16 protein-coding genes are annotated in these 14,714 nt (G+C 64.4%); 12 read left to right on the top strand and 4 right to left on the bottom strand.

The window, feature by feature from the left end:
• Position 1 precedes the first annotated feature (1 nt).
• Complete coding sequence (xseA, locus tag KH389_RS05385; RefSeq protein ID WP_054915069.1) at positions 2–1,381, bottom strand: exodeoxyribonuclease VII large subunit; 1,380 nt, start codon at positions 1,379–1,381, stop codon at positions 2–4.
• 113 nt (positions 1,382–1,494) lie between these two features.
• A complete protein-coding gene (locus KH389_RS05390) occupies positions 1,495–2,376 on the bottom strand; it encodes a LysR family transcriptional regulator (RefSeq protein WP_213606997.1) in 882 nt (293 codons plus the stop codon).
• A 112-nt stretch (positions 2,377–2,488) separates the two neighbouring features.
• Between KH389_RS05390 and KH389_RS05395 the strand changes: the two genes are divergently transcribed.
• From KH389_RS05395 to guaA, 4 genes are all read left to right on the top strand, one after another.
• Positions 2,489–3,271, top strand: coding sequence for a sulfite exporter TauE/SafE family protein (locus KH389_RS05395; RefSeq protein WP_370408961.1), 783 nt, complete (start codon positions 2,489–2,491; stop codon positions 3,269–3,271).
• A 17-nt stretch (positions 3,272–3,288) separates the two neighbouring features.
• Positions 3,289–3,846, top strand: a complete 558-nt coding sequence (locus tag KH389_RS05400; protein WP_054915068.1) for a hypothetical protein — start codon at positions 3,289–3,291, stop codon at positions 3,844–3,846.
• 84 nt (positions 3,847–3,930) lie between these two features.
• Complete coding sequence (gene guaB / locus KH389_RS05405) at positions 3,931–5,400, top strand: IMP dehydrogenase (protein WP_043860652.1); 1,470 nt, start codon at positions 3,931–3,933, stop codon at positions 5,398–5,400.
• Between the two features lie 79 nt (positions 5,401–5,479).
• Complete coding sequence (gene guaA / locus KH389_RS05410; protein ID WP_043860651.1) at positions 5,480–7,057, top strand: glutamine-hydrolyzing GMP synthase; 1,578 nt, start codon at positions 5,480–5,482, stop codon at positions 7,055–7,057.
• Positions 7,058–7,162: 105 nt separating this feature from the next.
• On the opposite strand, the gene KH389_RS05415 is transcribed toward guaA, so the two are convergent.
• Positions 7,163–8,002, bottom strand: a complete 840-nt coding sequence (locus KH389_RS05415; protein ID WP_054915067.1) for an IclR family transcriptional regulator — start codon at positions 8,000–8,002, stop codon at positions 7,163–7,165.
• Between the two features lie 233 nt (positions 8,003–8,235).
• On the opposite strand from KH389_RS05415, the gene KH389_RS05420 reads away from it, so the two are divergent.
• From KH389_RS05420 to KH389_RS05450, 7 genes are all read left to right on the top strand, one after another.
• Complete coding sequence (locus KH389_RS05420; protein WP_054915066.1) at positions 8,236–9,492, top strand: NAD(P)/FAD-dependent oxidoreductase; 1,257 nt, start codon at positions 8,236–8,238, stop codon at positions 9,490–9,492.
• Positions 9,493–9,517: 25 nt separating this feature from the next.
• Complete coding sequence (locus KH389_RS05425; RefSeq protein WP_213606998.1) at positions 9,518–9,874, top strand: RidA family protein; 357 nt, start codon at positions 9,518–9,520, stop codon at positions 9,872–9,874.
• 31 nt (positions 9,875–9,905) lie between these two features.
• Entirely contained in the window at positions 9,906–10,670 is a 765-nt protein-coding gene (locus KH389_RS05430) for an ABC transporter substrate-binding protein (RefSeq protein WP_054915064.1), read from the top strand.
• A 52-nt stretch (positions 10,671–10,722) separates the two neighbouring features.
• Positions 10,723–11,385 (top strand): amino acid ABC transporter permease, encoded by a 663-nt coding sequence (locus KH389_RS05435; protein WP_054915063.1) that lies wholly within the window; start codon positions 10,723–10,725, stop codon positions 11,383–11,385.
• Positions 11,382–12,110, top strand: coding sequence for an amino acid ABC transporter ATP-binding protein (locus KH389_RS05440; protein ID WP_054915062.1), 729 nt, complete (start codon positions 11,382–11,384; stop codon positions 12,108–12,110). The genes KH389_RS05435 and KH389_RS05440 overlap by 4 nt, the downstream gene beginning before the upstream one ends.
• A gap of 81 nt (positions 12,111–12,191) precedes the next feature.
• Positions 12,192–12,590, top strand: coding sequence for a heme-binding protein (locus tag KH389_RS05445; protein WP_054915061.1), 399 nt, complete (start codon positions 12,192–12,194; stop codon positions 12,588–12,590).
• Between the two features lie 103 nt (positions 12,591–12,693).
• The gene (locus KH389_RS05450) at positions 12,694–13,047 is read left to right on the top strand and encodes a winged helix-turn-helix transcriptional regulator (RefSeq protein WP_043860650.1); all 354 of its coding nucleotides are present in this window, start codon (positions 12,694–12,696) and stop codon (positions 13,045–13,047) included.
• A 2-nt stretch (positions 13,048–13,049) separates the two neighbouring features.
• On the opposite strand, the gene KH389_RS05455 is transcribed toward KH389_RS05450, so the two are convergent.
• Positions 13,050–13,598 (bottom strand): NAD(P)H-dependent oxidoreductase, encoded by a 549-nt coding sequence (locus KH389_RS05455; RefSeq protein ID WP_100633051.1) that lies wholly within the window; start codon positions 13,596–13,598, stop codon positions 13,050–13,052.
• A 198-nt stretch (positions 13,599–13,796) separates the two neighbouring features.
• On the opposite strand from KH389_RS05455, the gene KH389_RS05460 reads away from it, so the two are divergent.
• Positions 13,797–14,711 carry a LysR family transcriptional regulator gene (locus tag KH389_RS05460; protein WP_043860656.1) on the top strand — a complete coding sequence of 305 codons (915 nt, stop codon included), beginning with the start codon at positions 13,797–13,799 and terminating at the stop codon, positions 14,709–14,711.
• Positions 14,712–14,714: the final 3 nt, after the last annotated feature.

The following is a 14,714-nucleotide window of genomic DNA, read 5'->3' on the forward strand; positions in this document are numbered from 1 at the left end:
GTCAGTCCAGTAGAGAGAGCGTGACCGGGGTCAGGTGGTTGTCTTCGACCCGCACCTGCAGCTCGCCTTCGCCCAGGCGGGCGGTCAGGCGCTGGCCGTTGCGGGTCTGCGCGGCGCTGCGGATGGCCTGGCCGCGCTCGTCGAGCAGGATGCTGTAGCCACGGCTGAGGGTGGCCAGCGGGCTGACCACCTGCAGTGTCTGCACCTGCACCTGCAGGTGCTGGCGGCGGGTGGCGAGGGTCTGGCGCATGGCTCGCGGCAGGCGCTCGGCGAGGTTGTCCAGGCGTTGCTTGAGCAGCGCCAGGGCACGCCCGGGGTGCTGCGCGGCCAAGCGGGTATCCAGGCGTGCCAGGCGTTCGCGGCGCTGGTTCAGGCGCTGCTCGAAGGCGCGGCGCAGGCGCATGTCCAGGTCGTCGAGGCGCTGGGCCTGCTGGCGCAGGCGTTCGCCGGGGTGGCGCAGACGCCGCGCCAGGCTGTCCAGGCGCAGCCGGTCATGGGCCAGGCGGTTCTGGATGCGCAGCAGCAGGCGGCGTTGCAGGCTTTCCAGGCGTCGGCCCAGGTCGCTGCTGTCGGGGGCCAGCAGTTCGGCGGCGGCCGAAGGGGTGGGGGCGCGCACGTCGGCGACGAAGTCGCTGATCGACACGTCGGTTTCATGCCCCACGGCGCTGACGATGGGCGTGACGCAGGCGGCGATGGCACGGGCCACGGCTTCTTCGTTGAAGCACCAGAGGTCTTCCAGCGAGCCGCCGCCACGGGCCAGGATCAGCGCGTCGAAGCCTTGCGCATCGGCGCGTTGCAGGGCCCGCACGATCTGGTTGATGGCTTCGCGGCCCTGCACGGCGGTGGGTATCAGGGTCAGCTCCACCTGCGGGGCGCGACGGCGGAACACGCTGATGATGTCGCGGATCACCGCGCCGGTGGGCGAGCTGACGATGCCGATACGCTGCGGGTGGGCGGGCAGGGCGCGCTTGCGTTCACTGCTGAACAGGCCCTCGTTGCCGAGCTTTTCCTTGAGCGCGTCGAAGGCCAGGCGCAGGGCGCCGTCACCGGCCGGTTCGACGGTGTCGAGGATCAGCTGATAGTCGCCGCGCCCCTCGAACAGCGAGACCTTGCCACGCACCTTGACCGCCAGGCCGTCGCGCAATGCCTGGCGCACGCGGGCGGCGTTGTTGCGAAACAGTGCACAGCGCACCTGGGCGCCGCTGTCCTTGAGGGTGAAGTAGACGTGGCCGGAGGCGGGCCGGGCGAGGTTGGAGATTTCGCCCTCGACCCAGATGTTGCTGAACACGTCCTCGAGCAGCACGCGGGCGCGGCCGTTGAGCTGGCTGACGGTAAGGACCTCGCGGTCCAGGCCGAGTCTTTCGAAAGGGTCTTTGATCATGCGGGGCATCATAAAGGGAATCGTGCGGTCTTTGCAGTCCCGGCAGGTGGCGGCGCTGCTTGCCGGCTCCTACAGGTCATGTGCGGTCTCTTGCAGGAGACGACGTTGCCGGCTTAGCCCTGCATGTGCTCCACAAACTGATGCACCAACGGCCCGGCATCGCGTCGATAGGCCAGCGCCACCGTACTCACGCACCCCGCGTCGGCCAGCGGCACGAAGCGCAGCGTCGCTGGCGCAATATCGCGCATGCACCGTGGCAGCAAGGCCACCCCGAACCCGGCCTGGATCAACTGCAACTGCGTGGTCTTGCGCGACACCACCCGCGCAGCCCGAGGGAAGAACCCTTCACGCATGCACAGCTCGGCCGACAGGTAGCTCAAGCCACCGCGCTGGCGGTGGGGGATGGAAATGAACGCCTCGTCGCGTAACTGCGCCAGGTACACCCTCGGCTCATCGGACAGCGGGTGGTCTGCGGCCACCGCCAGCAGCAGCGGTTCGTCGAACAGCGGCTGCACGCACAGCCCTTCGTGCTGGCGCAGCACCGGCAGGCGCAGCAGGCCGAACTCCAGGCGACCTTCGGCCAGTTCCTCCAGTTGCGCCTCGGAAGATAGCTGCGCGATGTCCATCGACACGCCGGGGTTGTGCTGCAGGTAGCCCGTGAGCCGATCCAGCAGCGCGCCGGTCAGCGGCACCGTGCTCGAATGGCTCAGGCGCAGGCTGCCGCGCAGGCCCTGACCGATTTCGGTGGCCAGGCGGCAGGCCTTCTCCAGCTCGCCCAGCAGGTTGCGGGCCCGCGGCAGAAACGCCAGGCCCGCTGCGGTCAGGCGCGGCTGGCGGGCGGTGCGTTCGAACAGCGGGGTGGCCAGCTGACTCTCCAGCTCCTTTATCTGCCGGCTCAGCGCCGACTGCGCGACGAACAGGCGCTCGGCGGCAGCACTGAAACTGCCGGACTCGGCAATCTCGACGAAGTAGCGCAACTGTCGGGTAGAGATCATGAGGGATGCCTTTTCGAGATGGCTGATGGCGCAATTGCATATTAGTCGGCATGGCTGGCCAATGGCTAAAGTTCGTCTGAACGCTGCCTCACTCACGACTCAGGCATACACCATGCTCTCCACACTGCTCGACTCGCTCCCTTTCACTGCGCTCCAATGGCTGCCGATACTGCTTGGCATCGGCGTCGCCTACATCGTGTTCGGCATCGCCGGCTTCGGCACCGCGCTGGTCGCCGGGCCGGTCCTGATCAACTTCATGCCGCTGTCGCGCATCATCCCGTTGCTGGTGCTGCTGGACTTCGTCGCTGCCTTCGGCAACTGGCTGCCGGCGCGCAAGGCCGTGGTGCGCGGCGAACTGCTGCGCCTGCTGCCGTGCATGGCCATCGGCTGCACCCTGGGCGTGGTGTTCCTGCTCAACCTCAAGTCCGACCTGCTGCTGTTGCTGATGGGCCTGTTCATCAGCGCCTATGCGCTCTACAGCCTGGCGGTGAAGGTCAAGCCGGCGCGCCTGAATGCCGGCTGGTCGGTGCCGATGGGCATCACCGGCGGCCTGTTCGGTGCGCTGTTCGGCAGCGGCGGCTTCCTTTATGCCATCTACCTCAATGCCCGGCTCGACGCCAAGGAGCAGGTGCGCGCGACCCAGAGCGCGCTGATCAGTTGCAGCACCGTGGTGCGCCTGAGCCTGTTTCTGATTGCCGGGGTATACGCCGACCTGCCGTTGCTGCTGCTTGCCCTGTGCCTGCTGCCGATGATGTTCGCCGGCCTGTGGGTGGGGCGCCGGCTGACCCTGAAGATGTCCCGAGAAACCTTCGTGCGGCTGGTCACCTGGCTGGTGCTGGCCAGCGGCATCGCGCTGATCGCGCGCTACCTGAGTGAGGTAAACTGGCACCTTTAACCTGTTCGGCCGCCTTCATGACATTCCAGAGCATCATCGTCCCCAAGATCTCCACCGTGCCGGTGCACGAGCCGCGCGCCCGCGCGATCCTGCGCTGGCTGGTACGCGAAAAGGTGATCGAGGAACAGCTCAGCACCTGCGGACGCACCGGCAACCGCATGGGCTATGCCATCGCCGAGGGTGCGCGCAAGGTGGTCGAGCGGCCGCAGTTGCTACCGTACGGCCAGCCCGTCAATGGCCTGGAAGTCATCTACAAGCGCTGCATCTATACACCTACCGAAGGCTTTCTCGAAGAAGCCGGCTGCGCCGAGTGCCGCCGGGAAGTGGGGGTGGAGCTGTTCGCCAGCCTGGAAGAGTGGATGCCCGGCATCAGCGACAACTTCACCTGCCCGCGCTGCGGCCATGAAGACGACATCAACGGCTTCCTTTACCTGCAGCCCTGTGCCTTTTCCAACCTGGGGTTCATCTTCAACAACTGGGGCGAGGCCGGTTTCAAGCCGTCTTTCATCGATGCCTTTGCCGACTGGCTCGACCAGCCGGTGGCAGTGGTGCAGGTAAAGCTGCAAGACAACTGACCGAAGGCCCATCTTTACATTGAGTCACACGGCGCGCATGAGTATAATGGCGCGCTTCCATTTTCCCGCCCGGGAGCCCCCGCGATGCTGCGTATCAGCCAAGAAGCCCTGACCTTCGACGACATTCTCCTAGTACCCGGTTACTCCGAGGTGCTACCTAACGAAGTCAGTCTCAAGACCCGTTTGACCCGTGGCATCGAGCTGAACATTCCACTGGTTTCCGCCGCCATGGACACCGTGACCGAAGCCCGTCTGGCCATTGCCATGGCCCAGGAAGGCGGCATCGGCATCATCCACAAGAACATGACCATCGAGCAGCAGGCTGCCGAAGTGCGCAAGGTCAAGAAGTTCGAGGCCGGCGTGGTCAAGGACCCGATCACCATCGAGGCCGACGCCACCGTACGCGACCTGTTCGAACTGACCCGCCTGCACAACATCTCCGGCGTGCCGGTGCTGCACAACGGCGACCTGGTCGGCATCGTCACCTCCCGTGACGTGCGCTTCGAAAACCGCCTCGACGCCACCGTGCGTGAAGTGATGACGCCCAAAGAGCGTCTGGTCACGGTCAGCGAAGGCGCCGACAAGAACGAGGCCCGCGAGCTGCTGCACAAGCACCGCATCGAGCGCGTACTGATCGTCGACGACAAGTTCGCCCTCAAGGGCATGATGACCGTCAACGACATCGAGAAAGCCAAGGCCTACCCGCTGGCCAGCAAGGACGACCAGGGTCGCCTGCGCGTCGGTGCTGCAGTGGGTACCGGCAAGGACACCGGCGACCGCGTGACCGCACTGGTTGCTGCCGGCGTCGACGTGGTGGTGGTCGACACCGCCCACGGCCACTCCAAGGGCGTTATCGACCGCGTGCGCTGGGTCAAGCAGAACTTCCCCGACGTGCAGGTGATCGGCGGCAACATCGCCACCGGCGCAGCCGCCAAGGCCCTGGCCGAAGCCGGCGCCGACGCGGTCAAGGTCGGTATCGGCCCTGGCTCGATCTGCACCACCCGTATCGTCGCTGGCGTCGGCGTGCCGCAGATCAGCGCCATCGCCAATGTGGCTGCCGCGCTGGAAGGCACCGGCGTACCGCTGATCGCCGACGGTGGCATCCGCTTCTCCGGTGACCTGTCCAAGGCCATCGTCGCCGGCGCCAGCGCCGTGATGATGGGTTCGATGTTCGCCGGTACCGAAGAGGCCCCGGGCGAGATCGAGCTGTTCCAGGGTCGTTCCTACAAGGCCTACCGCGGCATGGGTTCGCTGGGTGCGATGTCCCAGGCCCAGGGTTCCTCGGACCGCTACTTCCAGGACTCCTCGGCCGGTGCCGAGAAGCTGGTACCGGAAGGTATCGAAGGTCGCGTGCCGTACAAGGGCACCCTGACCGCGATCATCCACCAGCTGATGGGCGGCCTGCGTTCCTCGATGGGTTACACCGGCAGCGCCAACATCGAAGAAATGCGTACCAAGCCCGAGTTCGTGCGCATCACCGGTGCCGGCATGGCCGAGTCCCACGTGCATGACGTGCAGATCACCAAGGAAGCGCCAAACTACCGCGTAGGTTGATGCTCCTGGCAATACCTGTAAGCGGGGCTGTTCACGACAGCCCCGCGTCGTTTCCGATTACCACTGACGAGATTGAGTCATGGCCCTCGACATTCACGCTCACCGTATCCTGATCCTCGACTTCGGTTCCCAGTACACCCAGCTGATCGCCCGCCGCGTGCGCGAAATCGGCGTGTACTGCGAACTGCACCCGTTCGACATGGACGACGAGGCGATTCGCGAATTCGCCCCCCGCGGGATCATTCTCGCCGGCGGCCCCGAGTCGGTGCACGAAGCCGACAGCCCGCGCGCGCCACAGGCCGTATGGGACCTGGGCGTACCGGTATTCGGTATCTGCTACGGCATGCAGACCATGGCCGAGCAACTGGGCGGCAAGGTTGAAGGTTCCGAGCTGCGCGAGTTCGGCTACGCCCGTGTCGATGTGGTCGGCAAGAGCCGCCTGCTCGACGGCATCGAAGACCACGTCGACGCTGACGGCGTATTCGGCCTGGACGTGTGGATGAGCCACGGTGACAAGGTCACCCGCATCCCGGAAGACTTCCACATCCTGGCCAGCACCCCAAGCTGCCCGATCGCCGGCATGTTCAACGATGATCGCGGCTACTACGGCGTGCAGTTCCACCCGGAAGTGACCCACACCAAGCAGGGCGGTCGCATCCTGTCGCGCTTCATCCTCGACATCTGCGGCTGCGAAGCACTGTGGACCCCGTCGAAGATCGCCGAAGACGCAATCGCCCAGGTGCGCGCCCAGGTCGGCACCGACAACGTGCTGCTGGGCCTGTCCGGCGGCGTGGACTCCTCGGTGGTTGCGGCGCTGCTGCACAAGGCCATCGGTGACCAGCTGACCTGCGTGTTCGTCGACAACGGCCTGCTGCGCCTGCACGAAGGCGAGCAGGTGATGGCCATGTTCGCCGAGAACATGGGCGTCAAGGTGATCCGTGCCAACGCCGAGGACCAGTTCCTGAACAACCTGGCCGGCGAAGCGGACCCCGAGAAGAAGCGCAAGATCATTGGTCGTACCTTCATCGACGTGTTCGATGCCGAGTCGAACAAGCTGCACAACATCAAGTACCTGGCCCAGGGCACCATCTACCCCGACGTGATCGAGTCGGCCGGTGCCAAGAGCGGCAAGGCCCACGTGATCAAGTCGCACCACAACGTCGGTGGCCTGCCGGAGGAAATGAACCTCAAGCTGGTCGAGCCCCTGCGCGAACTGTTCAAGGACGAAGTCCGTCGTCTGGGCCTGGAGCTGGGCCTGCCGTACGACATGGTCTACCGTCACCCGTTCCCGGGCCCGGGTCTGGGTGTGCGCATCCTGGGTGAAGTGAAGAAGGAATACGCCGACCTGCTGCGTCGTGCCGACCACATCTTCATCGAAGAGCTGCGCAAGGCCGACTGGTACCACAAGGTCAGCCAGGCCTTCGTGGTATTCCAGCCGGTGAAATCGGTGGGCGTGGTCGGTGACGGCCGTCGTTACGCCTGGGTGGTGGCGCTGCGTGCGGTCGAGACCATCGACTTCATGACCGCGCGTTGGGCGCACCTGCCATACGAACTGCTGGAAACCGTCAGCGGCCGCATCATCAACGAGATCGAAGGCATCTCGCGCGTCACCTACGACGTATCGAGCAAGCCGCCTGCGACGATCGAGTGGGAATGATGCACGCCCTGAACTGACCGGCACCCGCCAGCCAGAAAGCCAAAAGCCCGCCTAATAGCGGGCTTTTGGCTTTCTGGCTGGCGGCATCTGCACCATGCGCTTCATTCACGGCTTGTCATAAGGAACATCCCGCACCTTGCCATAGCCGATCTGGAACGGCTCCATCGCACGGAAGGTAGGCGGCGTCGTGGAGATCATCCTGGCGGTGTGGATCAGCTTCGGCACAAGCTCCGCAACCGCTCGCTCGAAGCTCCAGTAGGCCGTCGACACCGACAGGTTCACCGCCGCCACCGCCTCGCCACGAATGTTGTACACCGGCACGGCAAAGGCCAGGTCGCTGAGGTAGAACTCCTCGATGCTGTAGGCGAAGCCAGTCTCCCGAACCTTGGCGATGATGCTCGTTAGCGTTTCGACGTCGGTAATCGTGTGCGGTGTGAATCTGGGCCGATCCACACCGGTGAGAATGTGCCTGATCTGCTCATCGGGCAGCGCCGAGAGAAAGGCGCGGCCTGCCGACGAGCAGAAGATCGGCAGTCGCCTACCGACGGGCATGTGCACAACGGCGCGATGCGGGCTGGGGAATCGCCCGATGTACACCATCTCGTGCCCATCGCGTTCGGCCAGGTTGACCGTCTCGCCGGTCTGGCGGTTCAGGTCCAGCAGGTAAGGGTTGGCTCGCTCCAGCAGCACGTGCGCCTGTAGGTAGCGGTAGCCGGTATCCAGGGTGCGAGGCGACAGCGAGTAGCGCTTGGACGCTGCGTCCTTTCGTAACAGGCCCAATGTGACCAGGGTATGAGTGAAGCGCTGAGCCGCACTTTTGGTAACACCCGCAGCTTCTGAAATTTCTTTCAGGTTCATCGTCGGCCGTTCGGCCGTGAATGCATCGAGGACGCCGAGGCCGGTGGCCAGGGCCTGGACAAACAGGGGGGACTCGTTTGGCTCCATGAAACTCTCCAGACCAACGTGGTGCAGCAGTGGCGTGCCGAGCACTGAATTGGGGCGTAACGGTGAAAAATGGCCCGCCGAGGGGGCTGCCTGACGAAGCAAGTCTAACCGCTCATACCGTTGTGAAATATCACACTCGAGTTTGCTCGTATTGCTGTGCGATACATTGATATCAGATTCGGTACAGGCTCTGCATCCTCTCGGGGACTCATCCATCAAGAGCCCTGTACAAGATGCCCACTACTCAAGCTCGCAAACCCGAAGCGATCGTCATCGGCGCCGGAATAGTCGGCCTGTGTACCGCCTACCATCTGCTTGCGACGGGCGTTTCGGTAACCGTCATCGATCCCGGTGCTCCGGGGGCGGAGTGCTCGTCCGGCAACGCCGGCTCGATTGCCTCCGGTGCCGTGGCCCCCCTGGCCATGCCCGGCGTGTTGAAGCAGGCGCCGCGCATGCTGCTCGACCCCACGGGGCCGTTGTACCTTCCCGCCAGTTACCTGCTCACGGTGGCGCCGTGGATGGCGCGCTTTGTTGCCGCCTCGCGACCGGCCAGGGTTGCGCAGATTGCCCAGGCCCTGCATGCATTGCTGGGGGATGCGACAACCCAGCACAAGGCCATCGCCGCCAAGGCTGGCTGCCGTGAACTGATCGCGGAAACGGGTCAACTGCACCTTTACCCCGATCAGGCCAGCCTGGAGAAAGACAACGCCGGCTGGGCCCTGAAAAAACAGCATGGGCTCGACGCCCGGCATGTCACGGGCGAAGAGATCCGAGCGCTGGAGCCTGCGCTCGGGCCGATCTATCAAACCGGCTACTACCTGCCCGATCAGCTGTGGGTCCGAGAGCCGCAGCGCTACGCCACAGTCATTGCAGAGCATCTGAAGACGCGCGGCGTGAGGTTCATCCGCGATCGAGTGCAACGCCTGGCACGGGATACCAGCGGCTGGCGCGTTGGCGCCCAGTCCGGGGACTACTGTGCGGTGCAGGTGGTTGTCGCTGCAGGTGCCTGGTCTGCTCAACTGCTGCGCCCGCTGGGGGTGAAGGTTCCGCTGGAAACACAACGCGGCTACCACCTGCGTTTTCCCCACGGCGGCGTGGAGCTTCAGCGCATCGTGGTTCTCGCAGACCGCAAGGTGTTCATGACGCCCATGCAGCAAGGGCTGCGGGTTGCCGGCACCGTCGAGTTCGGCGGCCTGCAGCGAGCGCCAAGCAGCCCTCGCGCGCAGTTGCTCGCCGCTCACGCCAAGGCAGGGCTTCCAGGCCTGGACATTCGTGCTGCCACCGAGTGGATGGGCCACCGTCCGTGTCTCCCCGATTCGCTTCCGGTGATTGGCGAGCTTCCCGGGCACACGGGCCTGTGGTGCGCGTTCGGCCACGGCCACCTCGGGTTGACCGGATCGGCGGGCACGGGACGCTTGCTGGCTCTGGCCATGTCAGGGTCTGTCGATGCCCAACGCGACTTGTTGCCCTTTTCGATCAGCCGTTTCTGACCTACTCACACCCCAGGAGATGACCATGAACAACGCCATCACGCGCCACCAGACCAACGCCCGCATGAGCCGCATTGTCGTGCATGCGGGCACCGCCTACTTTGCCGGGGTTGTCGCCGCCGAGCGAAGTGGCGATATCAAGGTCCAGACGACCGAGATTCTCAAGCGCATCGACGCGTTGCTCGCTTCTGTCGGCAGTGACAGCACCCGACTGCTCACTGCGCAGATCTGGCTCAAGGACATCGCCACCGACTTCCAGGGCATGAACGAGGCCTGGGATGCGTGGGTACCGCATGGCTGCGCGCCCACCCGCGCCACTTGCCAGGCCCTGCTGGGTGCCCCCGACATGCTCGTGGAAATCATCGTTACCGCAGCTGTGTGACCTTCACTCTGCGAACAACAGGAGACGTCCCATGCTCACCCGATTGATCAAACTGACCACCTGTGCGGCACTGACTCTTCCCGTCCTGCTGGGCACTGCCCAGGCCCAGGACACACTGCGCGTCGGCGCCACACCCACTGCGGTGCCCTTCAACTTCCTGGACACCAGGACCAACACGCTTCGGGGCGTGATGATCGATATCACCCAGGCGCTGGGCAAGGAGCTTGGTTTCACGCCCGAGCTGCGTCCGATCCCCTTCGGTGGCCTGGTGCCGTCGTTGCAGACGGACAAGATAGACATGATCAGCTCTGCTTTCGCCATGAATGCCCAGCGCGCCCAGGTGGTCGACTTCTCCGACGAACTGTTCGCCTACAGCGAGGAGGTGATTGCCAACAGCCAGGACACGACGGCGTACCACAGCAGCGCCGACTTCGCCGGCAAGAAGGTCGGCGTGCAGACTGGCACCGTGTCGGTGGAACCGATGAAAGCCCAGCAGGGCATCAAGGAGCTGCGGATGTACGACAGCATGTCCGACATGATTCGCGAGGTGGCCCTGGGGCGTATCGATGTTGCCGTAGGCGATGGCCCGGTGATGCTCTACACCGTGCAGCAGTCCGGCTCCAGCAAGCTGCGCGTTGCCGATGACTACCAGAAGCAGATCCGTATCGCGATCGGCGTGGCGGTGCGCAAAGGCAACAGCGAGCTGCTCGCCCGAATCAATGGCGGTGTAGCCAAGCTCAAGGCCGACGGTACGCTCGACGCGATCCTCACCAAATGGAACGTCAAGAAACTCTGATTCGTGATCACGGCCACCGCCCGACGGTGCCCGCATGTGAGGATGCAATCCTATGTTCGAAGGTTTTTTCAGCCAGGCAGTCGAGTACTTTCCGATACTGATGGAAGGTGCCTGGACAACGATCGGCATCACCCTGTGCGCGCTGCTCATCAGTACCTTGCTGGGGTTGTTCTGGGCGCTGTTGCGGGTCAGCAGCGTGCGCTGGCTGGCCGAAGGCTCGCGCTACCTGACCAATGCCATTCGCGGCATCCCGATCATCGTCATTCTGTTCTACCTGTACTTCGTGTTGCCGGAAATGGGCGTGGACATGAGTGCGTTCCAGGCCGGTGCCATGGGGCTCGGGCTTGCCTATTCCGCCTACATGGCCGAGGTGTTTCGCTCGGGTATCCAGGCCATCGACCCCGGTCAGAACGAGGCGGCGCACTCCATCGGCATGAGCCGCGCAATGACCATGCGCCGGGTGATCCTGCCCCAGGCGTTGAAGATCGCGCTGCCGCCATACAGCAACAACATGATCATGCTGCTCAAGGACTCCTCCCAGGCCTCGATCATCACCGTGGTCGAGCTGTCGATGCAGGGCAAGCTGATCGCGGCAGCATCGTTCAACAACGCCAACATCTTCACCCTGGTTGCCCTGATGTACCTGTGCCTGAGCCTGCCTCTGATGGGGTTGGCCGGCTGGCTCGAACGCAAATACAAAAGGAGTGCCCGATGATCCGCATCGACAACATCACCAAGTCGTTTGGTCCGCACCAGGTGCTCCATGGCATCAGTGCAGAGATCCGCCAGGGCGAAGTGGTTTGCCTGATCGGCCCTTCGGGCTCGGGCAAGTCCACGGTGCTGCGTTGCATCAATGGCCTGGAGCGCTACGACGGCGGCGTGATCAGCATTGACGGCGTCACGGTCGACGCCAGCTCCGGGAACATCCGCCAGATCTGTCGCTCGGTGGGTATGGTGTTTCAGCGGTTCAACCTTTTCCCCCATCGCACCGTCCTGGAAAACGTGATCGAGGGCCCGGTGTACGTAAAGGGTGAACCCGTCGACAAGGCCCGCAAGCGTGGCAAGGAACTGCTCGACCGTGTCGGCCTGGCCGCGAAGTACAACGCCTATCCGCCGCAGCTTTCCGGCGGCCAGCAGCAGCGCGTGGCGATTGCCAGGGCACTTGCCATGGAACCCAGGGCCATGCTGTTCGATGAGCCCACCTCGGCGCTCGACCCCGAGCTGGTCGGTGAGGTCCTGGCCGTCATGAAGAGCCTGGCCCAGGAAGGCATGACCATGGTGGTGGTGACCCACGAGATGGGCTTCGCACGCGCCGTGTCGACCCGCACGCTGTTCCTTGAAGGCGGCTCGATCGTCGCCGAAGGGCCATCGGCGCAGATCCTGAGCAACCCGACCAACGAGCGCATGAAGGACTTCCTGCGCCGGGTATCCCATTCCTGATCGCGGGCGTAGCTCAAGCATTTTCGGGCATCGCGCATCAGGTGCGTGGCGGCCTCAACATGACCAGACGAGAATCCAGACATGCAGCACAAAGCCGTACTGAGCCACACAGATGTTCGCCGGATCCTGGACGCCGCCTGCGTGCAGGCTCGACAGAACGATTGGGAGGTCGCCATCGCGGTCGTCGATGACGGTGGCCATCCGCTCGCGCTTGCGCGCCTTGACGGGTGCGCTCCGATCGGTGCCTACATCGCATCGGAAAAGGCCCGGAGCGCGGCGCTGGGGCGGCGCGAGACCAAAGGCTACGAAGACATGGTCAACGGTGGGCGCACGGCGTTTGTTGGTGCCCCGTTGATCACGCCGCTCGAAGGCGGTGTGCCGATCATCGTCGACGGCCAGGTGGTCGGTGCAGTGGGGGTGTCCGGGGTCAAGGCGCAGCAGGATGCGCAGGTCGCCAAGGCGGGCGTCGCAGCGCTGTGATCCGTTGGCGGTGTATCCAGGCGTCGAGTAGCCTCAAGTTGCCCCGGCCGCAGGCGCGCTTGCTATCCTGCACGCCTTTGCGCCCCAGCCAGGAGAACCGGTCATGGTCAACCGCGTGTTCAACTTTCCCATCGACGCTACCATCGAGGCCATCGGCGGGCGCTGGAAGTGCTCCATCCTGTGCCACCTGATGGAAGGCCCCAAGCGCACAGGCGAGCTGCTGCGCCTGATGCGCCCCTTGTCGTCGAAGGTGCTCACCGAGCAACTCAAGGAGTTGCAGGGCGATCTGCTGGTCGAGCGCGAAGCCTTCCCTGGCAAGGTGCCCAAGGTGCTGTATCGGGTGACCGAGCACGGCCGCACCTTGCAGCCGATCATCGATGCGATGTGCCAGTGGGGTGCCCTGCATTCAGGTAATGCGCTGGCCACCGAGACACCGCCGGCGCCCGCCGAAGGCTGAACTCAGGCTGCCTGGGCAAATTGGCGCAGGTAATCCAGGTAACCTTCGGCGTTGGCCTCCAGCTCCGCCGGGTCGATGGCGTACTCGGCACCATAGAACACCCACGGGCGTACCGGCAGTGCTTCGATGTAGCGGAGGGTGACTTCCAGCGGGCGCAGCAGTTCGTCCAGGCTGTAGCTGTAACGCCCGCCGGCCCTGTAATCGTCTTGCCTGATGCCGGCAGAAATCGCCATGCCAATGCGTTTGCCCGCCAGCTGGCGCTGCCCTTCGCCGTGGCCGTAGGCAAAGTCGTGGGTGAGCACTTCGTCCTGCCATTGCTTGAGCAGCGGCGGGGTGCTGAACCAGTAGAACGGGAACTGCCACACGATGCTGTCATGGGCGCGAACCAGTGCCTGCTCGGCTTCCACGTCCAGCGCGCCGCCCTGGGGATACACCTCGTACAGGCGGTGCAGGGTGACGTTCATGTCGCTGGCTTCAAGGGCTTTCAGCCAGGCCTGGTTGACGACGGATTTTTCCAGGTTGGGGTGGGCGAGAATGATCAGGGTGCGCATGGCTCGGTACTCCAGTGATTGAGGCGGGCAATCTAGGGCGGGCGTCAGATCCCCACAAGTACGCACCTTTTTGTAACCACCCGGGGCCGCCCACGCGGTTTCACGTTGAACCGCAGGCGCGGCGGTTTTCACCAAGCCATCGATAAAAAAGATATACACTCGCCTGCATCTATAAAAACAACGTACCGGGTAATGCCCATGATGACTCTGCGTCAGATCCGCCACTTCATTGCCGTGGCCGAGACCGGTTCGATCTCGGCTGCGGCCCAGGCGGTTTACATCTCCCAGTCCACCCTGACCCTGGCCATCCAGCAGCTGGAACAGGAAATCGGCGTGAGCCTGTTCAATCGCCACGCCAAGGGCATGCACCTGACCCACCAGGGCCATCAGTTCCTGCGCCAGGCGCACCTGATCCTGGCCACGGTGGACAACGCCAAGCGCAGCCTGCAGCAGAGCACCGACCAGGTCGCCGGCCAGCTGGTGGTGGGTGTGACCAGCCTGGTGGCGGGTTACTACCTGGCCGACCTGCTCACGCGCTTCCAGCGTGCCTACCCCAACGTCGAAATCCGCGTGATGGAAGACGAGCGACCGTACATCGAGCACCTGCTGGTCAGCGGCGAAATCGATGTGGGCGTGCTGATACTCTCCAACCTCGAAGACCGTCACGCCCTGCAATCGGAGGTGCTGACCCACTCGCCTTACCGGCTGTGGCTACCGGCCCAGCACCCGTTGCTCGAAAACGACAGCATCAACCTGGGCGACGTGGCCCGGGAGTCGCTGATCCAGCTGAACGTCGACGAGATGGACCACACCGCCCAGCGCCAGTGGGCGCAGGCCGGGCTGCAGCCGCGCATCACCCTGCGCACGGCCTCGACCGAGGCGGTGCGCAGCCTGGTGGCAGCGGGCCTGGGGGTGTCGATACAGCCTGACATGACCTACCGCCCGTGGTCGCTGGAAGGCGACATCATCGAGGCCCGCCCGATTGCCGACCTGACCCAGACCCTCGACGTGGGCCTGGCCTGGCGCCGCGGCACGGCGCGCCCGGCGCTGGTCGACCCGTTTCTGACGGTCGCCCGCGAGCAGCCCCACGGCGGGCGCAAGTCATCCCTTTAGCCG

This window comes from Pseudomonas qingdaonensis, assembly GCF_018398475.1.
Lineage (GTDB): Bacteria > Pseudomonadota > Gammaproteobacteria > Pseudomonadales > Pseudomonadaceae > Aquipseudomonas > Aquipseudomonas palmensis.